Source organism: Dyella nitratireducens, from assembly GCF_014642835.1.
Lineage (GTDB): Bacteria > Pseudomonadota > Gammaproteobacteria > Xanthomonadales > Rhodanobacteraceae > Dyella_B > Dyella_B nitratireducens.
The window spans coordinates 1,798,202-1,820,516 of record NZ_BMJA01000001.1; the positions used below are offsets into that span (position 1 = coordinate 1,798,202).

The following is a 22,315-nucleotide window of genomic DNA, read 5'->3' on the forward strand; positions in this document are numbered from 1 at the left end:
TAGTTTGAAAAAATCTGCGGGGCGAGCGCTCACGGCAAGTATCAGCGCGCGCTATCGACAGGCCCAAAGTAGCTGGCAATGGCTTTCTTCAGCGTCTGCAACATGGCCTCCATTTGCGCGGGTTCGGGCGGCGCGGCGCTTCTTGCCCCCTGCTCAAGTCGATCGGCCGCATCGGCCGACTCTTGTGCGGCCAGCATGAGCGCCGCACCTTTGATCCGATGCGCGAAATGGGCCACCTCTTCGGCATTCTGATCCTTCATGGCTTGTTCGATCGCTTGGATGTCTTCGGCCATGGATGTCTGGTATAGGGCACGAATGTCCGTGGGCTCGACGTTCGTATCAGCAGGCTCGTCTGCCATGTGCGATGGCTGCTCCAGCCACACTTGCAACATGGATTGCAGCTCTTCGATACGTAGCGGCTTCTTCAGCACACCATCCATGCCGCTATCCATGCATCTCTTCAAATGTTGCGCGTCCGACGCTGCGGATATGGCAATGATCGGCACATGCGGCGCGCTCCGTTCGGCTTCGCGTTGCCGAATGCGCCGGGTGGTTTCATAGCCGTCCATGCCTGGCATGTGGCAATCCATCAGGATCAGGGCTGGCGATTGGCGCTCGATTTCCGTCAAGGCCTCGAAGCCATCATGGACGCCCACCGGCTCGACGCCGAGTGTCTTGAGCTGTTCGACCAGAACGAAGCGGTTCTGGGGATGATCTTCCACCACCAGGATGCGTGCGTGCGGGGCGGCTGCAGTTTCGCTGGCGGCATTCAATGCAATGGGCTCTTTCGCCGCCTCGACTTGCGTAGCCAGGCTCACCGGCATTGAGAAGCTGACCTTGGTGCCGACACCTTCCACGCTCTTCAGCACGATCGTTCCATCCATCAGCTCCACCAGCTCCTTGCAGATCGTGAGGCCCAGGCCGGTGCCGCCATATTTGCGCGTGGTGGCGCTGTCGGCCTGGGAGTAGGCACTGAACAGATGCTGCTGCTGGCTTTCCGGGATGCCGATGCCGGAGTCGGTGACGCTGCAAGACAGGATGCCTTTTTGCGTGCCCGCCCCCTCACTGAGTGCAACATCGACACCGATTTGGCCTTGCTCGGTGAACTTGACGGCATTGCCCAGCAGGTTCATCAGGATCTGCCGAAACCGCGTCGGATCAAGCATGAGCTGCTTGCCTTGCAGATGATCCAGCGTGACGTTGATGGGGATACCTTTGTCACGCGCCTTCACCTCCGCGACCCTCACGGCCTTTTCGACCAACGCGGCAACGTCGGTGGGGATCAGCTCCAGTTGCAGGCGGCGCGCGTCGAGCTTGGAAATATCCAGCACATCATCCAGCAGTTGGAGCAAGGCTTCTGCCGCGGTGGATGCGGTGTGTGCAAAACGCTGTTGATGCTCGCTGAGCGGGGTTCGCAACAACATGTCGATGGAACCGAGAATGGCATTGATGGGGGTGCGGATTTCATGGCTCATCACCGCCAGGAAGCGTGACTTCACCCTTTCACTCTGCATGGATGCCTTTCTGGCCGCCCAGGCGCGATAGGCAAAGAAGGCCAGCAAGGCCACGCCGAATGCAAACGAGGCGATTTCCAGTGCGTAGTACCGTAGAAGCGACCGGATTGTCGGCGCGCCGTAGTCCGCCTGCTCCATCGACTGTTCTTGCATGATGTCCGTTTCTTGCGCAGACAGGCTTTCCAAAGATTTTTTGACGATCGAGAAGAGGAGTGGCTCGTCTTGGCGCACCGCCATCTGCAGGCTCAACGGCGCGTCATGGATCGACCCGGAAATGCTGAGCAGGCCATGGTATTTCCGGCGCAACAGCGGTCCCAGGATCACCTCCGCACCGATAACCGCATAGGCCCGCTGGTCATCCACTGCATCCAGCGCGTCCACGACGGTGGGTGTAAAGAGCGGCGTGACTTTAGGAAACCGAACGAGCATCAGCTTTCTCGTCCCGATCGAATCGAACACACTCACCACTTTGCCGTTGAGTTCACTGGCATCGAGGATCACCGGCTCGTCGGCGCGCGTGACGACCAGGAGCGGCGAAGTGAAATAAGGCTCGGTATAGGAGAGTTTCTCGGAAAGCTCCTGCGGCATCCATTTCTGATCGGCGATCGGCAGCACGTCGATCTTGCCAGCCAGGAAAGCCGTTTCATTCTCGGCCCATGTATGGGCCGGATAGCGCTCGAAGCGCAGGCCGGATTTTCTGGCGATCGCCACAATGTATTGGGCCACAAGCCCCCTGTAGACACCGCCCTCCATATAGGAAAGCGGCGCTCGCCCATCATCGCCGGCGAAATAGACAACCGGATGCTCTTTGATCCATCGCTGTTCTTCAGGGCTAAAAATAGGTGCACTAGCCGCCGCCAGCGTGCACGAGAACATGAACGCAAGCAGGCCAATCCATCGGCCTACCATGGCCCTTCGCCAGTTCATGGCTTGTCCAGCAGATGCCTGATCTTGAACAACTCGTTGTTGGTGCGTATGCCCAGCTTGCGGAAGGCGGAATTCTTCTGCGCGCTGATGGTGGTAATGCCCCTGGAAAACTTGGCCGCGATTTCGGTGACGGACATGCCGTCGAGCACGCAGCGAAGCACTTCGCGCTCTCGCGGCGAGAGCTTGGAATAGCCCACCAGCTCGTCGCCAGCCGCCTCGCCGGACTCTGCCGTCGAGCCGATGGCTGCGGCCAGGTCGCGGCTGAGATAGGTGCGGCCGGAAGCTACCGCACGTATGGCCAACATCAAGTCGGCCTGGTCCTGGCCCTTGCCGACAAAACCATGTGCCCCGGCCCTGATGGCCAGCGCTACCGTGGCGGGGTTGTGATGGGAGGACATCACCAAGATCCGCTCACTGGGAAAGCGGATCTTCAAGGCGCGGATCAGGTTCAAGCCATCGACGTCCGATGGCCCCAGCGCGTAGTCGGCAATGACCACATCGGCCCGGGTGTCCTTCAGTGCGGCAAACAATTCCCGGCTCGTACGGAAGCTGCCTACTACATCAACCGAATATTCCTGCTTGAGCAGCAGTTCCAGGCCACGGCGTATCACTTCGTGGTCGTCGAGCAGCATCACGCGCAAGCGCGCTCCCATTGAGTCCGACATTCCCTACTCCTTGCGATACGAGCAGCTATTCAACGGTCTGAAAGTACACCGGCAATAGCGGCATGCCGCAAGCAAAAGCGCAACGCTGCGCATGCCGTTCCGCCTTCCGGGCGCGAACAACAACGTCCTTATCGTTTTGCTCCCCCGGCTGACTAGCCATACGGCGCGGATTCACTCTGGCGTATGCGGCGGACAAGATAGCAAAAACTCATGCGGACGGCGGTGTATTCGCCGAAGACATTTCGTACATCTACTAGGCACACGCGGACGGTGCGCACCGATACTTTTCAGGCTCGCCAGCAGCCTTTTGCACCCTCCTTTCCGCGGCCATGCCTATCATTCGCAGCCAAATTCGCTCGCTTTGCCTGGCATGCTGGTTGTCCGCGTGCTGGCTGCTGTCTGCCGTGGTTTTTGCGCAAGGAGCCGAGAACCACCACTACACCGAGCAGGAGAAGGCCTGGGTCCAGGCCAACCCGGTTGTCCGCTTTGCCGTTTACCCAGGCGGCCAGCCTTTCATACACCTGGATGGGGACCAGCCCTCCGGCGTGGCCATGGAGTATCTGCATGCCATGGCCAAGTCGACCGGCCTGGTGTTCGAGCCCGTCAACGTCGCCAATGGCGCGGAAGCCACGTTGGCATTGCAACGCAACGAGCTGGATCTGCTGCCGGTGCTGTCTTCACGTCAGGATGGCACCCTTTCGGCCGGGTCGATGTTGGCGACCCGGCCCTACTTCGTAGGAACCGCAGTCGTCATTACACGTGCCTCTACCGGCAGCATTTTCCAGTTGAATGAGCTGGAGGGCCTGCACGTCGCGGTCCGGCGCGACGGTTTTCTCCACCAATTGCTGCAAAACCAGTTTCCCGGCGTCGCACTGGTGCCTGTAGCAAGTGCGCAGGATGAGCTGACCGTGGTATCGAACGGCATGGCCGACGCTGCCATGGACGTGGACACGGCATTGCTCCCCCTCTGGCGGAAGATGTACTTCAGCAATCTGCATGTCTCCGGCGCGATCAGCGACGTGCTGTTGAACTTTCGCATGGGGGTTCGCAGCGACGATCCCATACTCGCCTCGATCATCGACAAATCCCTCGCATCGCTAACCGCCAAGCAGACGGACGACATGATGGCGAGGTGGATGGACGATTCCGACTACGGCGTCACCTCCTGGCGCGTGCACTTTCGCTTTCACGCACCGGAAATAACCGCAGCGGTGACCATGTTGATGGCGTTGGCTTATCTCTATCTGCGCGCACGCAAGGACCGCCGGCGCGCCGAGCAGAGCGAAGAGGAGAAAGCCATGTTTCTCGCGGTGATGAGCCATGAGATCCGCGTGCCTCTAAGCGCCGTGCTGTCCTCCGTCGAATTGCTCAAGCTCACCCGTGTCAACAAGAACCAGAGAGAGCTGTTGGTTACGGCAAGCTCTTCAGCGGATGCATTGCTGAGGCTGGTCGATGACGTGCTCGACCTTTCCAAGCTCGAAGCCGATGGCCTGATGCTGGACAGCACTCCCACCGACGTTGGCAAGCTGGTGCAGGACATGGTTCAGATCATCCGGCACAGGGTCGACGAGAAAGGGCTCCAGCTCAATCTCAATATCAACGTTCCCGAAGATGTCTGTGTGCTGCTGGACGTCACGCGCATCCAGCAAGTGATGATCAACCTGCTCACGAATGCGATCAAGTTCACCAACCAGGGCAGTGTGACGCTCGACGTCGCGCTGAATCGATCCAGCGGCGATGCGGCGTCGAGAAAATTGTCGGTCAGCGTTTGCGACACCGGCATTGGCATTCCGCCGGAGCAGCACACCCGCCTCTTCCATGCTTACGTCCAGGCAGATAGCACGATCGCGCGGCGCTATGGCGGCACTGGGCTGGGCCTGAGCATCAGCCGTCAGCTGATCGAGTTGATGGGCGGCACCATCACCCTGCGCAGCGAACTGAACGTAGGCACCATCATCTCATTCAGCATACCCGTGCGGCTTGCGCCTGCCGGGGATACCTCGGTGACGGAAGCATCGATCACCGCATCCGAAGAGCCCAGCAGGACCCAGGACGTTTCCGTCTTGCTGGTCGAGGACCATCCCGCCATCCGCTTCGTGTTCGAGCAGCAACTACGCAGCATCGGCTGCCTGGTCACCGCCTGCCCGGACGGTGCTTCGGCGCTGCGCATGTTCGAGAGCAAGCCCTTCGACCTGGTGCTGATGGATTGCGATCTGCCGGACATAAGCGGGTACGAAGCGACACGTACCATGCGCAAGCGCGAAAAGGACGGTCGCCACACGCCCATCCTGGCACTGTCCGCATCTACCGACGCCGAGCACAAGATGGCGTGCATCCAGTGCGGCATGGATGGCCTCTTGAAGAAGCCGCTTGAGCTGTCCTTGCTGCGCTCGGAAATCCAGGTCTGGTGCGACGTCGAACTGCCCGACCCTACCTCGCACGACGACAGTAGCGCCGAGATAACTAGCTGATCGAAGGCCGCCTGGTTAACAGGCAGCCTTCTGGAAGCCCAATCAACCGCCCTTGGCGGGATAGGTCTGAAATCCGCCGCCCTGCTGCGGCGGCGGTTGCGGCAATGGCTGATTGCCGGGGCTCTGGGCCGGTGTCGGTGAATTGGACGGGCCAACCTGATGATTGCCGCACACGTAGGCTTCCCACGGCTGTGAACCATCGACCGGATCGCCCAGCGGTTTGATGGTGTCCGCATGCATGCCCAATGCGCTATTGCGCGCTTGCACCTGCAATTCGTCGCGCACCTTGATGTCGTTGCGATCGATCGGTCCGACGCGGCTCATCACCGATACGGTGATCTTGCCGAGATCGCGGCAGCCGGTGACGTCGCCGCTCCATACAGTGCGAATGTTGCTCGAACCTGGATCAGGGTTGATGCCCCAGGTACAGCCGCCAAGCAGCACCAGCGGTGCGAGCAGCAGCAGAGTCTTGCGCATAGATAGCTCCATCAAGGCGAGTGAAAACTTGGCTTCCGCCAAGCATCGTAGCGCGTCACCCTTGCGTATCACCTAACGCCGGCTTAGCGCGGCGACGTTGGGCATTCGGCGGACACTGTCCGGTCCGGCGTGTCCGGTGTCCGCGGACAACGCATCGCGCTCATTCGAATTCAAATAATTTCTTTTTTATCAATGTGTTGCCAAAGCAAATAGGGCTGGCACAGGGATTGCTGATTCAAGGGCGAGGAACTTCACCCTGATGAGTCGGAGATACGGACATGAAATTCGAAACACTGATTCTGCGTGGCTTGTTCGTAGCATGCATGCTGGTCTGCGGCCTGATCCTGGCAGCCATGGTCACCAGCAAACCCACGCTAGCGCAGCTGGCTGATACCACCTCGATCACCTCCTTGCTGACCTCGCCCCCCTCCAGCTGCGCGCTACCTGTCATCGACGACATGATTTGCGTACGCGCATCGATCTGAAACCACCTAGGGATCTTTGGAGATACAGCCATGAACGTTGAAAACTTGCTTCTTCGCGGTTTGTTCGGCGCCAGCGTACTTATCTGTGGATGGATGCTGGCAGCGATGGTGACAACCAAGCCTGCCTCGACCGCGATCACCCACACCGGCCACACGATCGCCACTACGATGGCCGCGCCGGCAGCCAACACCCGGATGGCGGGCTGATTGCAGCACGCAACCGCCAGCCATCCGATAATGGCGGCATGCTACATGTCATTCTCTTCCGTCCCGAAATCCCGCCCAACACCGGCAACGTGATCCGGCTGTGCGCCAACACCGGCGCCACGCTGCACCTGATTCGTCCGCTGGGCTTCGAACTCGACGATGCACGCCTGCGGCGTGCGGGCCTCGATTATCACGAATACGCGCGCGTCACCGTGCACGACGATCTTGATACGTGCCTGGCAGCACTCGATCACCCACGCGTCTTCGCGTTTTCTACACGCGGCCGCACCTGGCACGTCGACGCACGCTATAACGAAGGCGATGCGCTGCTGTTCGGCTGCGAAACTGCCGGACTGCCCGAGGCCGTGCTGTCCGCATTGCCGGCCGAGCAGCGTTTACGGCTACCGATGCGGGTCGACAGCCGCAGCCTCAATCTTTCCAACAGTGTGGCGGTGGCCGTGTACGAGGCATGGCGCCAGCTCGGCTTTCCGGGTGCAGGAAATCCTTGAGGGTCACTGCGATCTGGGCGCGGGCGGCTACAATCCCGGCATGACTGCCGCCCCTTCCCCGAACCTGCTCCCCCGACCGTTGCGCCAGCTCGCCGGCCGCGCGTTGGAAACCGCGCTCAATCACACGCTTTCACTGGACTCGGATACGCAAGCCAAGCTCTCCGCGCTCGACGGGCGCAGCGTGCAGATGCATTTGCAGGGTGTCGACCTGGCTTTGGCTGTAACGGTGGAAGGTAGCCGCCTGAAGGTCGGTCCTGCGCCGGAACGTAGCGATCTGCGCGTGGCGGCCACGCCCGGCAGCCTGCTGTCGATGCTGTTTCGCCGTAACAACGAAACCCTGGCACCCGGCAAAGTCGAAATCGCTGGCGATGCAGAGCTGGCGCGCCGGCTGGAAAAACTCGCCAGCCATTTCTCGCCCGATTTCGAGGAAGCCTTCACTCGCACATTCGGTGACGTGATCGGCGTGCCGCTGGCAAAAGCCATGCGCGAAGGATTCACTCATGCACGCGAAACCGCCTCGCATCTCGCGCAGGACGGTGCAGCCTGGTTGCGTGACGAAACGCAGCTGGCGGTGGCGCCAGGCGAGGTCGAGAGCTTCCTCGATGACGTGGATACCCTGCGCGAACGCACCGAACGACTGGAAGCACGTCTCGCCCGCCTCGAACGCCTGCAGCGGGGAAGCCACTCGTGACGCCGCTGAAGGTAGTGCCCGGGCTGCTGCGTGTTGCCATCGTGCTGCTGCGCTATCGGCTCGACGAGCTGGTGGATGCCACGCACCTGTTCCGTCCGCTCAAGTTCGTGCGCCCGCTACTGGGCCGGCCGGTTGTCGGCGTGCGCCCGCTCTCGCGCGGCGCGCGCATTCGCCTGGCGTTGAATGAGCTGGGCCCGATCTTCGTCAAGGCTGGCCAGATCCTGTCGACACGGCGCGACCTCGTCCCCGGCGACATCGCCGATGAATTGGCGCTGCTGCAGGATCAAGTGCCACCATTCCCTGGCGACCAGGCACGCGCCATCATCGAGCGCGAACTGAAGCAGCCGGTGGAGAAGCTCTACGCCAGCTTCGATCCCGTGCCGCTGGCCTCCGCTTCGATCTCCCAGGTGCACGCCGCCACGTTGCACGACGGTCGTGCTGTGGTGGTGAAAGTGCTCCGCCCGCACATCAATGAACGCATCGCGCGCGACGTCAGCCTGTTGCATTCACTGGGCCAGCTCGCCCAGCGCTGGCATCCCAATTCGGACAAGATCCGCCCGCTCGACGTGGTGACCGAAGTCGAGAAGATGCTGGAAAACGAGCTGGATCTACAGCGTGAAGGCGCGAATGCCAGCCTGTTGCGTCGTAATTTCATTAGCGGCGTGGATCTCTATGTGCCCGAGGTGCACTGGGAGCTCACCACCGCAAGCGTACTGACGCTGGAACGCGTCAGCGGCGTCTCCTGCGATGACATCGTCGCGATCGATGCGGCAGGCATCGATCGCAAGCAGCTCGCCGCAAAAGGCGTGCGTCTGTTCTATGAGCAGGTGTTCCGCGACAATTTCTTTCACGCCGACGCACATCCCGGCAACATCTGGGTGGATCCTACGCGGTCGCAGGAACCACGCTTCATTGCGCTGGATTTCGGCATTATGGGATCGCTGCCGGAGGAAGATCAGTACTGGCTGGCGCAGAATTTCATCGCATTGTTCGAGCGTGACTACGCGCGCATCGCCAGACTGCACGTAGACGCGGGATGGATGCCGGCCAACGTGCGGTTGGATGAGCTGGAAGCAGCGGTACGCACCGTATGCGAACCTTACTTCACGCGTCCGCTGTCCCAGATTTCACTGGCGGAACTGGTGGTGAAGCTGTTCCAGACCGCGCGGCGCTTCGAGCTCACCTTGCAGCCACAACTGATCTTGTTGCAAAAGACCCTGCTGAATATCGAAGGTGTTGGCCGCATGCTCGATCCGGATATCGACATCTGGGCGGTGGCGCATCCGGTACTCAAGCGCATCATGCGCGAACGCTACAGCTTGAGGCGCACCCTGCGCGAAATCCGCAAGCGTGTTCCCGAGTGGTTCCACAACGCGCCGCAATGGCCGGATCTGGCGCGCGACGCGTTGCGCCAGATCGCCGCGGGCGAGCAGAAGCTTATGCACGACGCGAACCATCTCATGCATCAGCGCAAGATGGTGAGGCGCATGCTGGAAGCCATTGGCAGCGCGTTGCTAGGCACTACGTTGCTGGTTTGCGCCACCGTGATGTGGACGTTCCATCAGCCGCATACGCCGCTGTTGCCACTGGCGATGGGTGGCGCGGGGCTGCTTTCATTTTTGTTCGGTTGGATGCGGCGTTAGTACGCGTCATTCGCGGCAATCCGCTGCATTTCTATGCTCGACATCCTCTATCAAGACGACGCCCTGATTGCGGTCAACAAGCCTGCAGGTCTCGCCGTGCACCGCTCAAAGATGGTCAGCAACACCGATACCTTCCTGATCGATGTGCTACGGGAACAGATCGGCGGCACGCTTTATCTGGCGCATCGCCTCGACCGCGCCACCAGCGGGATGCTGTTAATTGCGCGCTCCTCTGATATGGCCGCGGCGTTGGGCGAGCAATTCATGAGCCGCGACGTACACAAGCAATACCTCACCGTGGTACGCGGCTGGCCGGAGCCGACCGAAGGCCTGGTCGACTACCCGCTCCCAGGCTCACGCGAAACCGGCCCACGACGCGAAGCACGCACCAGCTATCGCCGCCTAGCCACCGTGGAGGTGCCGATAGCGCTCGGCCGCTATCCACAGCAGCGCTACGCACTGGTGCTGACAGAACCGCAAACCGGCCGCTTCCGCCAAATCCGCAAGCATATGGCGCATATCCACCACCCTGTGATCGGCGATTGCCAGCACGGGCGTAGCGATCACAACCGGCTCTACAAGCAATATTTCAGCTGCCATCGCATGTTGCTGCATGCTTGGCGGCTCAGCTTCCGGCATCCAGTCGACGGCAAACCAATGGTGTTGGAAGCACCGCTCGACTCCGCCTTCAACACCATCCTTCGCCGCTTCGATTGGTCGCTACCGGCCGCCGCAATCATAAGCGTCATGCCGACCAGCTAGACTTACGGCATGTTGCCCGTAAGCCGATCCATCAACCTGCCGGAATCCGAGCTGGTCGTGCGTTTCATGCGCGCCGACGGCCCCGGTGGCCAGCACGTCAATCGCACCGAAAGCGCAGTGGAACTGCGCTTTGATGTGCTGCACTCGCCTTCCCTGCCGGAAGACGTGCGGGCACGCTTGCTGGCGCGCCGTGATCGGCGCATGACCGATGAGGGTGTGCTGGTGATCCAGGCGCGCCGCTTCCGCGACCAAGGCCGAAACCGAGAGGATGCACGCGAACGCCTGGTGGAAATTCTGCGCGCTGCGCTGGTGGCCCCCAAGAAACGCATTGCAACCAAACCCTCCCGCGCATCGCAAGAGCGTCGCCTGGAAGGCAAGCAGCAACGGGCGAAGATCAAACAAGGCCGGTCACGTTCCTGGAGCCACGAGTGAGCGACCCCACCCTGCCGGCGGTGCCGCCGCAAGCTCCCCGGCTCAACAGCCGCTTTTGGCCCTGGCTGATGCACAGCCTGTTGCGCCTCTCCGGCTGGCGCTTGCTCGGCCAGTTGCCGGACGAACCGAAAGTGATACTGATCGGTGCGCCGCATTCGTCCTACTGGGATGGCGTGTGGGGCCTGATGATGAAGATCGCGCTAGGCATCAACATCAACATCATGATCAAGCGCGAAGTGCTGGAGGGGCCGCTGGGGGTGATTCTGCGCCCGATCGGCATGATCCCGATCAATCGTAAGGCGGCGTTGAACGTGGTTGGCCAGATGGTCAAGCGCTTCAACGAGCAGGAGCGGATGTGGCTGGGTATTACGCCCGAAGGCACGCGCAAGCACGTCAAACAGTGGAAGTCCGGCTTCCTGCGCATCGCGCACGAGGCCAATGTGCCGATCCAGCCGGTGTTTATCGATTATCCCAGCAAGACTTTTACGCTTGGCCCATTAGTGCGTGCCAGTGATGATCCTGACGCGGATATGTTGGCGATACGAGCGCTGTTCCGGCCCTATCGCGGCAAGCATCGCAACACTGAAACATCGTAAAAGGGAGGAAGGGATGGAAACATTTGGCATCCAGCACTACCAAGCGTTCTTGCTTGCCAGTATGGCTCTCAATCTCACACCTGGGCTGGATACCTTTTATATCCTCACGCGCAGTGGTCGCGAAGGCCACGCCATAGGCATGGCGGCGGCGCTGGGTATCAACGCAGGCTGCATCGTGCATACGCTGGCCGCAGTGCTGGGCATTTCGGCCATTCTGATGACATCGGCACTCGCCTTCAGCGTATTAAAGTATCTTGGCGCGGCTTATCTGATTTGGATTGGCGCGCGCATGCTGCTGTCGCGCGCTACGGCACGGCAATCGACTGAAACGCGCGGAATGGGGTTTCGAGCAGCGTTCCGGCAAGGCATGTTCACGAATGTGCTCAACCCCAAAGTGGCATTGTTCTTTCTCGCGTTTCTGCCACAGTTCGTTTCCATGCACGCATTACACCCACAGCTCGGCCTGTTGCTCTTGGGGTTGAGCTTTATCGGTACCGGGCTGACATGGTCGACCGTACTGGCCTTGATGGGCGGCCGTATTCATCGGCTGCTAACCACTCGGCCGCAACTGGGGCAATGGATGGATCGTGTCTGCGGAACAGTGTTGCTGGCTTTTGGCATAAAGCTCGCGCTGCAGCAACGCAGCTGAGACAGGTCGGGCATCGCGGGACGCCTGCTTGCGTTGAGCTGCAGTCACTGACAATTTTCCTTTCTCTCGCTGTCGGATAAGCCGATGATGATCCAGCGATCATTGAGCTTGCCAAGCGTGATGACATCCGTGCCGCAATGATCCACATGGCCGCTGATCGTGAACGTGTAAGGCGCCCATACCACAGCGAGATCGTGATCGACTTGCACGATGGGATGATAGATGTGCTCGGCAATGGGTCCGCCACGGTGCGCCGCGATGGCATCCGTCAGCTTGTTGATGTCTAGGCGACGCAACTCACCTTGATGCACGCTCGTGATTTCCAGACCCTGCGTTACCACGGCCAGCATTCCAGCCTTATCTTGCCGGCCAAGAGCATCAAAAAACTGATGGACGGGCTCCATCACATGGGCATTTTGATCGGCGGCATAGCAGGGCGCCAACAAGCAAAGCATAGCGGCGGTTGCGAAGGCGGATTTGCAAAGGTTCATGACGGACGCCTCTTTATCGATGTGCTGGCAATCGTTGCCTCTGGTCAACTCCCTCGCCAAGTGCACGTAGTCAGTGGACATCAGCGCTCGGAATGGCCGGACTCATCGTAGTCCCGGTGCGTCAGCAGACCCGGCCGGATCAAGTCGATGAACGCCTGCGCTTCCTTGCTGAGAAATTTTCCCTTGCGCATCACCACACCGTAGCTGCGCTGCGGAAAGTACTGGCGCATGTTACGCACGGCCAGCCGCTGGCGATCCGCATCCGTGATGCAGATGCCGGTGACGATGGAAATGCCCATGCCCATCGCCACGTATTCCTTGATCACTTCCCAACCGCCAACCTCGATAGCGACGTGATAGGGCACTTGCCGCTGCTGAAACACCAGATCCACCAGCCGATATGTGGAAAGGCGCTGCGGGGGCAGGATCAGGCCATAGGGCGAGAGATCCTCCAGCCGCACGTCTTGCTGACTTGCCAGCGGGTGATCCAGCGGCGCGATCAGCATCGGGTCGTAGTGATAGATCGGCGCCCAGGCGATGTCATTGGGCACGTCGAGCATGGAACCCACAGCTAAATCCGCCTCATCCGCACGCAGCAAGGCCATGCCGTCTTTGCCGGTGACGTTGGCGAGCTGCAACTGCACGTCGGGAAAGCGCTCCCGGTATTGCCGCACCAGGCTCGGCAGCAAGTACTGGATGGTGGAACTGCCCGCGGCGATGGTCAGCTTTCCCGCCTGCCCGCCCTTGACCTTCGCCTGGAACTGGCGGTCCAGGTTTTCCCAGCCCTCCACCAGCGGACGCGCCAGTTCGTATAGGGCCTCACCGGCGTCCGTAAGATTGATGCGCCGACGGCTGCGACGCAGCAACTCAACGCCCAGCTCCCGCTCCAACGCCTGCAGTTGCAAGCTGATCGAGGGCTGGGAGAGGTATAGCGCCTCGGCGGCGCGACTGAGCGTGCCAAGCTTCACGATGGTGACGAAGGCACGCATCTGCTTGAGGCGGTTGCCCTTGTAGTAATACCGGCCGGCCTCCGCCTGGGTGGCGGCAGCCTTACGCTTTGGCGCGCGCTTCACACCGTTCGCAGGTAACCTTTTTGCCATATTTAGCCTCCAGACGAGCTTTTGGATGGCAATCAGCTCAATACTTTACAGTATGTATTGACATTTTAAATATCAAAAATTGAAACATTTGCTTTGTCAAATCTAGATTCGCTGGCTAACTTCCCTCCACGCCCCGTCACTCAAGGTGGAGAAGCAGCCCATGGCAGTACCTAGCGAAAAGCTCGTCAGCCGTCCCGTTGAGATCCATGCAGATACCGCCGGCTACGAGCACATCCTTACCCCTGATGCCCTGGCCTTCTTGGCCCGCCTGCATCGTTTCGCCGAACCGCGGCGCAGGCAGTTGCTGGAGGAGCGGCGCCAGCACCAGGCACGTTATGACGCAGGCGTGTTGCTGGATTTCCGGGCCGACACCCGGGATATCCGCGAAAGCGACTGGACCGTCGCCCCCATTCCCGCCGCCCTGCAGGACCGGCGCGTGGAGATCACCGGCCCGGTCGAGCGCAAGATGATCATTAACGCCCTGAACTCCGGCGCAAAGGTGTTCATGGCCGACTTCGAGGACTCTTCCGCGCCCAGCTTCGCCAACCAACTGGACGGCCAGGCTAACCTGCGTGATGCGGTGAATGGCACGCTGGAGCACCACTCTCCCGAGGGCAAGCACTATCGCGTCGATGCCAACCCAGCGGTGTTGGTGATACGCCCACGCGGCTGGCATCTGCCGGAACGGCACATCACCGTATACGGCGAGCCGATTGCCGGCGCACTGGTTGACTTCGGCCTGTTCGCCTACCACAACGCCCGCGCGCTACATGCGCGCGATCGCGGCCCGTACTTCTACCTGCCCAAGCTTGAGGCGATGGAAGAAGCCGCCCTGTGGAACGAAGTGATGGCATTGGCAGAGGACGAACTCGACCTGCCGCACGGCACCATGAAAGCCACCGTGCTGATTGAGACGCTGCCTGCCGTGTTCCAGATGGACGAGATCCTGCACGCACTGCGTGAGCGTGTGGTCGGCCTCAACTGCGGCCGTTGGGACTACATCTTTTCCTACCTCAAAACCTTCCGCCGCCATCGCGATCGCTTGCTGCCGGATCGCAGCCAAGTACTGATGACGGTGCCGTTCCTCAAAGCGTATTCGGAGCTGCTGATCCAAACCTGCCATCGTCGTGGTGCGTTTGCGATGGGTGGCATGGCCGCACAAATTCCAATCAAGAACGACGAGGAAGCCAACGAACAGGCGATGGCGAAAGTGCGTGCCGACAAGCTGCGCGAAGTGCAAGCCGGACACGACGGCACCTGGGTAGCGCATCCCGCACTGGTGCCGATCGCCATGGAGATTTTCGATCGCCATATGCCGACGCCGAATCAACTGCATGTCAAACGCGACGACGTGAAGGCGGATCGCGACACACTGATCGTCCCCTGCGCCGGCACGATCACCCGCGCCGGTTTCGACAATAACGTGGAGGTGGCGCTGCGCTATACGGCTGCGTGGCTGGAAGGCATGGGTTGCGTACCCATCCACAACCTGATGGAGGACGCGGCCACCGCCGAAATCGCTCGCGCGCAGCTGTGGCAATGGCTGCATCACGGCAGCCTGGAATTCACCGATCACGCACCGATCGATGCCGCCTTGTTCGATCGAGTGCTGGCCGCACACACGCATCGCCTACAGGAAAGCACCTTGCCTGGCGCACGACGTGCCGTCGACGCCGCGAAACTGCTTTCCGAACTCACGCATGCCGACGAGCTCGGCAATTTCCTCACGCTTCCTGCTTACGAACAGCTCGCCTGATCGCGCGTAAAAACGACTACGGAGTACGTGACATGAAAACCAACTTGCCGACCGCCGAACAGATTGCGCTGGACTGGAAAAACAACTCGCGTTGGGCCGGCATCCAGCGCACTTACAGTGCCGAAGATGTCGTGCGTCTACGCGGCACGGTACCAGTTGAACATTCACTGGCGCGCCATGGTGCGGAGCGTTTGTGGAAATCGCTACACAAGGAACCGTTCGTCAATGCGCTGGGCGCGCTCACCGGCAACCAAGCCATGCAGCAAGTGAAGGCTGGATTGCAGGCCATCTATCTGAGTGGCTGGCAGGTCGCTGCCGATGCCAACGTGGCTGGCGAGATGTATCCCGATCAATCGCTGTACCCGGCCAACTCGGTACCACTGGTGGTCAAGCGCATCAACAACACGCTGTTGCGCGCTGATCAGCTGCATCACGCCGAAGGCAAGGACGACGTCGACTGGATGGTACCGATCGTTGCGGACGCTGAAGCCGGCTTTGGCGGGGTGCTTAATGCGTTCGAGTTGATGAAGGCGATGATCGAGGCCGGCGCTGCCGGCGTGCATTTCGAGGATCAACTCGCGTCGGTAAAGAAGTGCGGTCACATGGGCGGCAAGGTACTGGTGCCCACGCGCGAAGCCGTGGAGAAATTGAATGCTGCACGCCTCGCCGCAGATGTGCTCGGTGTGCCGACGATCCTGGTGGCGCGTACCGATGCGGATGCGGCTGACCTGCTCACTTCCGACATTGACGAGAACGACACACCCTTTACCACCGGCGAGCGCACTGTTGAAGGTTTCTTTCGCGTGCGCCCCGGGCTGGATCAGGCCATCAGCCGTGGTCTTGCGTATGCACCCCATGCCGACCTGGTCTGGTGCGAAACCAGCAAGCCGAACCTGGAGCAAGCGCGTCAGTTCGCCGAGGCGATCCACGCGAAATTCCCCGGCAAATTGCTCGCCTACAACTGCTCGCCCAGCTTCAACTGGAGGCGCAACCTGGACGACGCGACTATCGCCAAGTTCCAGAAAGAACTCGGTGCGATGGGTTACAAGTTCCAGTTCATCACGCTCGCCGGCTTCCACAGCTTGAACTACAGCATGTTCGAACTGGCGCACGGCTATGCGCGTCGGCAGATGAGTGCGTTCGTGGATTTGCAAGAGAAGGAGTTCGCCGCAGCCGAACAGGGCTTCACAGCGGTGAAGCATCAGCGCGAAGTAGGTACAGGTTACTTCGACGCGGTGACGCAGGCGATTCAGCAGGGCAGGTCGTCGACGGTCGCGTTGAAAGGATCCACCGAGGAGGCACAGTTCCATCGAGCTTCAGCGGCCTGAGCTTGATTAGAACTCGGCCCCTTCTTTTCTTTGGGAGAAGGGGCCGTTTCTCGCGCTCATTAATCGGACAACAAGGAAATTCGCCGATACTGCAGTGCCTCGGCCAAGTGATGCCGATCCAGCGCTGCCGCGCCGTTGTCCAGATCGGCAATCGTTCGCGCCACGCGCAGTGTCCGATGGTAAGCACGCGCAGAAAGTCCAAGTCTTTCCAGCGCAGCATCGAACCATTTGCGCTCCACTGGCCCTAATGCGCAATCACGCTCGAGTTCTCGATTACTGATCTCCGAGTTCGGCCGGCCGGCACGCGCCAAGGCATGATTGCGTGCACGAATGACACGCTTGCGCACGGTGGCCGAATCCTCGTCGTGTGTGCTGCGCTGCGTGCTCAAGTCACTCAACGGCACTGAAGGAACCTCCACGCAAAGATCGATGCGATCGAGCAGTGGGCCGGAAATACGCGAGCGATAGCGCTGCACCTGGTCCGGCGAGCAGCGGCAGCGCTTGCGCATATCGCCGGCATAGCCGCACGGGCAAGGGTTCATCGCCGCCACCAGTTGGAACAGTGCGGGAAAGGTCAGCTGCCGCGCCGCGCGCGAGATCAGGATCTGGCCTGACTCCAGTGGTTCGCGCAGCACTTCCAGCACGTGCCGGCTGAATTCGGGCAATTCATCGAGAAACAGCACGCCATTGTGCGCGAGCGAAATTTCCCCCGGCCGAGGCTGCGAACCGCCACCAACCAGTGCCACAGCCGATGCGGTGTGATGTGGCGACCGGAACGGGCGGTGGCGCCAATGTGCCGGGTCCACCTGCTGACCAGCCACCGATAACACGGCGCAGGTTTCCAGTGCCTCGGATTCGCTCATCGGCGGCAAGATGCCCGGTAGGCGTTCGGCCAGCATGGTCTTGCCTGTGCCAGGCGGTCCCATCAGTAGCAGGTGGTGACCACCGACCGCTGCAATCTCCAGGGCACGGCGCGCCTGTAACTGGCCGCGGACGTCAATAAGGTCCGGGCCGGCATCGCTGTCCGAGGTCAGGACCAGCGCGGAGACAGGCGGCATCAGCTCGTGGCAACCACGCAGCCAGCTGCAGACGTCGGCCAAAGTATCGGCTACCAATACGTCAGCCTCGGGAATCAGTGCCGCCTCTTCCGCGTTGGCACTTGGCACCACGACCCGACGACCGCGTGCCCGTGCCCGTAGCAGAGCCGGGAGCACACCGGAAACTGGGCGCAACTGGCCTGAAAGCGCCAACTCGCCCAGGAATTCGCAGTCATCGAGCTTTTCACGAGGGACCTGGTTACCTGCCGCCAAGATACCCAGCGCGATAGCCAAGTCGAAGCGCCCGCCGTCCTTGGGCAACTCCGCGGGAGCTAGATTCACCGTAACTTTGCGGTTTGGGTATTCGAAAGCAGCGCTTTGGATCGCCACGCGCACACGGTCACGCGCCTCACGTACAGCCGCCTCGGGCAAACCAACGATATGGGTACTAGGTAGGCCGCCGGAAAGGTGAACTTCCACCATCACCTGTGGTGCGGCGACCCCGTCCTGTGCACGGCTCAAGGTGACGGCCAGACTCATGGGATACGGCCACCACCCATACGAGCGGAGTCGCTGGTTGATCGGTCCATCGAGCGACTCCGTGGAATCTCGGCGGGATGAAAAACGGCCGCCCCCGATTCCTTGGGGTGATGGTGACGAATCGGGGACGGCTACCGGAACTGATCAGGCTCCGCGAGATGACATAGCGGCCTCCAGCTCCGCCACGCGCTGTTCGAGTTCCTCGACCCGGGAGCGCGTGCGCGCCAGCACCTGGGTCTGAACATCGAATTCCTCACGGGTAACCAGCTCGAGATGGCGCAGTCCCTGCGCCAGGATATCGTGAAAATTGGCGCGCAAATCCTTGTGCGCGTCTACCATCCCTGGCGGAACCAACGAGACAAGCCGTAGGGCAATTTGGTCGATATCCTGCCTCCCCATCATGGTAGGCACCTCGAACTCGTCGGGAGACAGTCTATGAAGAAGGTGAAAAGCGGCGCCATCGGTGTGCTCCATCAAAACTTGTAGGCATTTTCCTACAAGACGGGGACGGGCTGCCTTCGGGCGGGCAGAATGGCTATGCTCCGCACCGCATAACTGGGCTCGTCGGGCCTGCTGAGGAAAAAATTCATGAAATTGGTTGTGGCTGTCATCAAGCCGTTCAAGCTGGACGATGTCCGTGAGGCGCTCGCCGAGGCCGGCGTACAAGGGATCACCGTGACCGAGGTCAAAGGCTTCGGCCGTCAGAAAGGCCACACCGAACTTTACCGCGGAGCCGAGTACGTGGTCGATTTCCTACCCAAGATCAAGGTGGAAGTGGCGGTGGACGATGATCAGCTCGACCGCGTCGTGGAGGCCATCTCGCAGTCCGCCCGCACCGGCAAGATCGGCGATGGCAAAATCTTCGTCAGCAACCTTGAGCAGGTGATCCGCATCCGCACCGGCGAGTTGGACCACGACGCCCTGTAATCAGGCTGGCTCGCGCAGCTCCGGCCGGCTACGCAAGATGCGCTGGTGATGGATCAGCAGCCCTGCGTAGTAGCAGACGTAATAGCCCACGACCAGGCCAAACGTGAGCATGGTTAGCGGGCTCTGCCCAATGTCGGGGCCATGAATGGGTGGCGTAGCGCCGGTCGGGTCCTGCATCTGTGGGGAGAGCATGGCGAAACGCCATACCAGCCGCCCTAGCAACAAGGCAGTGACAATCGCACCGATATAGGGATTGGGCACATAGCAGTCGCCCTTCACCGGATGCACTTCGAAACGGCTCAGGTGAAGCCCAATCAAGCCGAGTACACCCCCAGCAATCAGCCCGCCAACCAATCCGCCAAGCAATCGCACGTCGTGCATTGCCGCAACGCTAATAAGCCCCGCGATAATCGCAAAGATCACAATACGCGCGATCATCCGCTTGCGCCGGATCGGCTGTGGACCAAACTGCCGACGCACTCGCCGCCACACGGCGAACACGATCACCGGTATTAAAACCAACGGCATGCTGAAATGAGGTGCCATGGTGTCCGCCCGCCCTAGGAAGTCACCAGCACATTAGCAGCGCGCCTCATGACAGGCGATTGACACCCGTCATGCGTTTTTCCGGGAGCGGTACTTACTTGGCCTTGCCCTGGTTGGCCACGGCGGCCAGCTTGGCAGCGATGGCGTCCGCATCGCCCAGGTAGTAGTGGCGCATCGGCTTAAGCTGTTCGTCGAACTCATAAACCAGCGGCACGCCATTGGGGATATTCAACTCGACGATGTCCTCGTCGGAAATGTTGTCCAGATACTTCACCAGCGCGCGGATCGAATTGCCATGGGCGACCAGCAGCACGCGCTGGCCGCTGCGGATGGCCGGCGCAAGCACTTCGTTCCAATACGGCAATACGCGGGCAACAGTGTCCTTGAGACACTCAGTGTCCGGAATCAGCTTGGGATCGAGTCCGGCGTAGCGCGGATCTTTCAACGAGGGATTTTCCGCACGGGGCAGTGGCGGAGGCGGGATGTCGTAGCTGCGGCGCCAGACTTTCACTTGGTCCTCGCCGTACTTGGCCGCGGTTTCCGCCTTGTTGAGACCGGTAAGGCCACCGTAGTGGCGTTCGTTGAGGCGCCAGTCGGTAAGCACCGGAATCCACATCAGGTCCATGGCATCCTGCACATGCCACAGGGTGCGCACAGCACGCTTGAGCACAGAGGTGTGAGCCACGTCGAAGTGGTAACCGGCCTGTACCAGCAGTTCGCCCGACTCACGCGCCTCAGCGGCGCCTTGCTCGGTAATGTCCACATCGGCCCAGCCGCTGAAGCGGTTTTCGAGGTTCCATTGGGATTGGCCGTGGCGGATCAGAACGAGCTTGTACATAGTTTGGATTCGATCGGAGCGGGACAAGTAAGGAATGGTGAAGGCCATGCGTAGCCGCGTCAATTCCCGACCGTGTCAGAAGTCACGCTAAACCTTCGGGCAAACACGCGCATCCTATGCCTGTCTCATACCAAGGAGTTTCGATCATGCGCTTTACTACGCTGGCTCTAGCTATGGCCCTGCTCCCGCCCCTGGCTGTGGCGGCCCAAGACATCAGCAAGGTCAATGGCTCGGTTTCGGTCGATGCCGGACAGCACGCCGGTAACGTGCATAGCGTAAATGGCTCGGTCAATGTTGGTGAGGCTGCAACCGTGCAAGACGCCAGCACCGTGAATGGTTCGGTGCATTTGGGCGCCAAAGCACAAGCCAGCAGCCTGCATACCGTCAACGGTGGCGAGGCTCTTGCGCAGGACGCCCAAGTGCGTGGCGAGGTGAGCAGCACAAACGGGGGTATTTCGCTGGACTCAGGGGCCGACGTGACCGGCGATGTGTCCAACGTCAACGGTGCGATCCGGCTTGATCATGCGCACGTTGGCGGCAACATCGCGACTACCACCGGCGACATCACCATTGGCGAAGCATCGCACGTGGATGGCGGCATCACCGTCAATGAGCAGCACGGCTTCAACTTTTCCAGTCGTCCGCCACGCATTGTCATTGGTCCGCATGCCATCGTACGCGGCACGCTGGATTTCCGCCGAGAGGTGGTCCTGCAGGTCAGCGACAGCGCGCAAATCGGCCCGGTGAAGGGTGCCACGGCCATGCGCTTCAGCGGCGCCCAGCCATTGAATTAGGCCTCAAATCCACTCGCGCGGCTTGAGGTATTCCACAAGCCGCGCTTCGGCAGAGCCTTCCTCTGGCTGATAGGCATACTCGAAGCGCACGCGTGGCGGCAGACTCATCAGGATCGATTCCGTGCGTCCTCCGGATTGCAGTCCGAACAGCGTGCCGCGATCGTAGACAAGATTGAATTCAACGTAGCGGCCACGCCGATAGAGCTGGAACTCGCGCTCGCGTTCACCATACGGCGTGTCCTTGCGGCGTTCGACGATCGGCTGATAGGCATCCAGGAATCCCTGCCCTATTGCCTGCATAAACGCAAAGCAGCGCTCGAAACCGCCCTCGTTGAGATCGTCGTAAAACAAACCACCGACACCACGCGTTTCAGCGCGGTGCTTGAGATAGAAATACTCATCGCACCATTTCTTGTAGCGCGAATACACGTCCACACCGAACGGCGCGCATAGATCACGTGCCACGGTATGCCAATGCTGCACATCTTCATCAAACGGATAGAACGGGGTGAGATCAAAACCACCGCCGAACCACCACACCGGCTCCACGCCTTCCTTTTGCGCCTCGAAATAACGCACGTTGGCATGCGTGGTCGGTATGTAGGGATTGCGTGGGTGCAATACCAGCGACACGCCCGTAGCGATAAAACCGCCACCTGACAACTCCGGACGATGAGCCGTCGCGCTGGGTGGCAGCTTGTCCCCATGGACCAGGGAGAAGTTCACTCCGGCCTGCTCAAACACGGCCCCGTCGCGCAGCACACGTGTACGGCCACCACCACCGGCTGGACGGCTCCATGCATCCTCAATAAAGCGGGCCTGACCATCAACCTGCTCAACGGCCTTGCAGATGCGATCCTGCAGTTCGCGCAGGAAATGCTCAACGCGCTCGACTTGCTCGCTTTTCATCCATCCATCCGGCTTTGCTGG

The 22,315-nt window shown here is 60.6% G+C and carries 24 protein-coding genes; 14 read left to right on the forward strand and 10 right to left on the reverse strand.

Annotated elements, in window-relative coordinates:
- Positions 1 to 41 precede the first annotated feature (41 nt).
- Positions 42 to 2,441, reverse strand: a complete 2,400-nt coding sequence (locus IEX75_RS08160) for an ATP-binding protein (protein ID WP_188793723.1) — start codon at positions 2,439 to 2,441, stop codon at positions 42 to 44.
- Entirely contained in the window at positions 2,438 to 3,106 is a 669-nt protein-coding gene (locus IEX75_RS08165; protein WP_188793724.1) for a response regulator, read from the reverse strand. The genes IEX75_RS08160 and IEX75_RS08165 overlap by 4 nt, the downstream gene beginning before the upstream one ends.
- 329 nt (positions 3,107 to 3,435) lie before the next feature.
- On the opposite strand from IEX75_RS08165, the gene IEX75_RS08170 reads away from it, so the two are divergent.
- Positions 3,436 to 5,577 carry a hybrid sensor histidine kinase/response regulator gene (locus tag IEX75_RS08170; protein ID WP_188793725.1) on the forward strand — a complete coding sequence of 714 codons (2,142 nt, stop codon included), beginning with the start codon at positions 3,436 to 3,438 and terminating at the stop codon, positions 5,575 to 5,577.
- 42 nt (positions 5,578 to 5,619) lie between these two features.
- Here IEX75_RS08170 and IEX75_RS08175 read toward each other — a convergent pair whose 3' ends face one another.
- Positions 5,620 to 6,054, reverse strand: a complete 435-nt coding sequence (locus IEX75_RS08175; RefSeq protein ID WP_229720697.1) for a DUF4156 domain-containing protein — start codon at positions 6,052 to 6,054, stop codon at positions 5,620 to 5,622.
- Positions 6,055 to 6,332: 278 nt separating this feature from the next.
- Between IEX75_RS08175 and IEX75_RS08180 the strand changes: the two genes are divergently transcribed.
- The 9 genes from IEX75_RS08180 to IEX75_RS08220 are packed head-to-tail and all read left to right on the forward strand — an operon-like array spanning position 6,333 to position 12,028.
- Positions 6,333 to 6,539, forward strand: a complete 207-nt coding sequence (locus tag IEX75_RS08180; protein ID WP_188793726.1) for a hypothetical protein — start codon at positions 6,333 to 6,335, stop codon at positions 6,537 to 6,539.
- Positions 6,540 to 6,569: 30 nt separating this feature from the next.
- Positions 6,570 to 6,746, forward strand: a complete 177-nt coding sequence (locus IEX75_RS08185; protein WP_188793727.1) for a hypothetical protein — start codon at positions 6,570 to 6,572, stop codon at positions 6,744 to 6,746.
- Positions 6,747 to 6,784: 38 nt separating this feature from the next.
- Complete coding sequence (gene trmL / locus IEX75_RS08190) at positions 6,785 to 7,255, forward strand: tRNA (uridine(34)/cytosine(34)/5-carboxymethylaminomethyluridine(34)-2'-O)-methyltransferase TrmL (RefSeq protein WP_188793728.1); 471 nt, start codon at positions 6,785 to 6,787, stop codon at positions 7,253 to 7,255.
- A gap of 40 nt (positions 7,256 to 7,295) precedes the next feature.
- Complete coding sequence (locus IEX75_RS08195) at positions 7,296 to 7,946, forward strand: ubiquinone biosynthesis accessory factor UbiJ (RefSeq protein ID WP_188793729.1); 651 nt, start codon at positions 7,296 to 7,298, stop codon at positions 7,944 to 7,946.
- 5 nt (positions 7,947 to 7,951) lie between these two features.
- Positions 7,952 to 9,589, forward strand: coding sequence for a ubiquinone biosynthesis regulatory protein kinase UbiB (gene ubiB / locus IEX75_RS08200; RefSeq protein WP_423373308.1), 1,638 nt, complete (start codon positions 7,952 to 7,954; stop codon positions 9,587 to 9,589).
- A gap of 33 nt (positions 9,590 to 9,622) precedes the next feature.
- Complete coding sequence (locus IEX75_RS08205; protein WP_188793731.1) at positions 9,623 to 10,351, forward strand: pseudouridine synthase; 729 nt, start codon at positions 9,623 to 9,625, stop codon at positions 10,349 to 10,351.
- 9 nt (positions 10,352 to 10,360) lie between these two features.
- The gene (gene arfB, locus IEX75_RS08210) at positions 10,361 to 10,783 is read left to right on the forward strand and encodes an alternative ribosome rescue aminoacyl-tRNA hydrolase ArfB (protein WP_188793732.1); all 423 of its coding nucleotides are present in this window, start codon (positions 10,361 to 10,363) and stop codon (positions 10,781 to 10,783) included.
- Complete coding sequence (locus IEX75_RS08215; protein WP_188793733.1) at positions 10,780 to 11,379, forward strand: 1-acyl-sn-glycerol-3-phosphate acyltransferase; 600 nt, start codon at positions 10,780 to 10,782, stop codon at positions 11,377 to 11,379. Before arfB ends, IEX75_RS08215 begins: the two co-directional genes overlap by 4 nt.
- Before the next feature lie 13 nt (positions 11,380 to 11,392).
- Positions 11,393 to 12,028: a LysE family translocator gene (locus IEX75_RS08220; protein ID WP_188793734.1), complete on the forward strand. Its 636-nt coding sequence runs from the start codon at positions 11,393 to 11,395 to the stop codon at positions 12,026 to 12,028.
- Positions 12,029 to 12,072: 44 nt separating this feature from the next.
- Here IEX75_RS08220 and IEX75_RS08225 read toward each other — a convergent pair whose 3' ends face one another.
- Together IEX75_RS08225 and IEX75_RS08230 are read right to left on the reverse strand one after the other, a co-directional pair.
- Positions 12,073 to 12,600, reverse strand: coding sequence for a nuclear transport factor 2 family protein (locus IEX75_RS08225; protein WP_188793735.1), 528 nt, complete (start codon positions 12,598 to 12,600; stop codon positions 12,073 to 12,075).
- Positions 12,600 to 13,508, reverse strand: a complete 909-nt coding sequence (locus tag IEX75_RS08230) for a LysR family transcriptional regulator (RefSeq protein ID WP_229720772.1) — start codon at positions 13,506 to 13,508, stop codon at positions 12,600 to 12,602. Before IEX75_RS08230 ends, IEX75_RS08225 begins: the two co-directional genes overlap by 1 nt.
- 271 nt (positions 13,509 to 13,779) lie before the next feature.
- Here IEX75_RS08230 and aceB point away from each other — a divergent pair, with 271 nt between their 5' ends.
- Together aceB and aceA are read left to right on the forward strand one after the other, a co-directional pair.
- The gene (aceB, locus tag IEX75_RS08235; RefSeq protein ID WP_188793737.1) at positions 13,780 to 15,375 is read left to right on the forward strand and encodes a malate synthase A; all 1,596 of its coding nucleotides are present in this window, start codon (positions 13,780 to 13,782) and stop codon (positions 15,373 to 15,375) included.
- Positions 15,376 to 15,407: 32 nt separating this feature from the next.
- A complete protein-coding gene (aceA, locus tag IEX75_RS08240) occupies positions 15,408 to 16,703 on the forward strand; it encodes an isocitrate lyase (protein WP_188793738.1) in 1,296 nt (431 codons plus the stop codon).
- Between the two features lie 59 nt (positions 16,704 to 16,762).
- On the opposite strand, the gene IEX75_RS08245 is transcribed toward aceA, so the two are convergent.
- On the reverse strand, positions 16,763 to 18,280 hold the full coding sequence (locus IEX75_RS08245) for a YifB family Mg chelatase-like AAA ATPase (RefSeq protein WP_188793739.1): 1,518 nt from the start codon (positions 18,278 to 18,280) through the stop codon (positions 16,763 to 16,765).
- 144 nt (positions 18,281 to 18,424) lie between these two features.
- A complete protein-coding gene (locus IEX75_RS08250) occupies positions 18,425 to 18,754 on the reverse strand; it encodes an accessory factor UbiK family protein (protein ID WP_308422112.1) in 330 nt (109 codons plus the stop codon).
- A 114-nt stretch (positions 18,755 to 18,868) separates the two neighbouring features.
- Between IEX75_RS08250 and glnK the strand changes: the two genes are divergently transcribed.
- Complete coding sequence (gene glnK, locus IEX75_RS08255) at positions 18,869 to 19,207, forward strand: P-II family nitrogen regulator (RefSeq protein WP_188793740.1); 339 nt, start codon at positions 18,869 to 18,871, stop codon at positions 19,205 to 19,207.
- Here glnK and IEX75_RS08260 read toward each other — a convergent pair whose 3' ends face one another.
- Positions 19,208 to 19,753, reverse strand: coding sequence for a CcdC protein domain-containing protein (locus tag IEX75_RS08260; RefSeq protein WP_188793741.1), 546 nt, complete (start codon positions 19,751 to 19,753; stop codon positions 19,208 to 19,210).
- 94 nt (positions 19,754 to 19,847) lie between these two features.
- Entirely contained in the window at positions 19,848 to 20,591 is a 744-nt protein-coding gene (gpmA, locus tag IEX75_RS08265; RefSeq protein WP_188793742.1) for a 2,3-diphosphoglycerate-dependent phosphoglycerate mutase, read from the reverse strand.
- A gap of 146 nt (positions 20,592 to 20,737) precedes the next feature.
- Here gpmA and IEX75_RS08270 point away from each other — a divergent pair, with 146 nt between their 5' ends.
- Positions 20,738 to 21,385: a DUF4097 family beta strand repeat-containing protein gene (locus IEX75_RS08270; protein ID WP_188793743.1), complete on the forward strand. Its 648-nt coding sequence runs from the start codon at positions 20,738 to 20,740 to the stop codon at positions 21,383 to 21,385.
- A gap of 3 nt (positions 21,386 to 21,388) precedes the next feature.
- Here the strand turns inward: IEX75_RS08270 and hemF are convergent, their stop codons facing one another.
- Entirely contained in the window at positions 21,389 to 22,294 is a 906-nt protein-coding gene (gene hemF / locus IEX75_RS08275) for an oxygen-dependent coproporphyrinogen oxidase (RefSeq protein ID WP_188793744.1), read from the reverse strand.
- Positions 22,295 to 22,315: the final 21 nt, after the last annotated feature.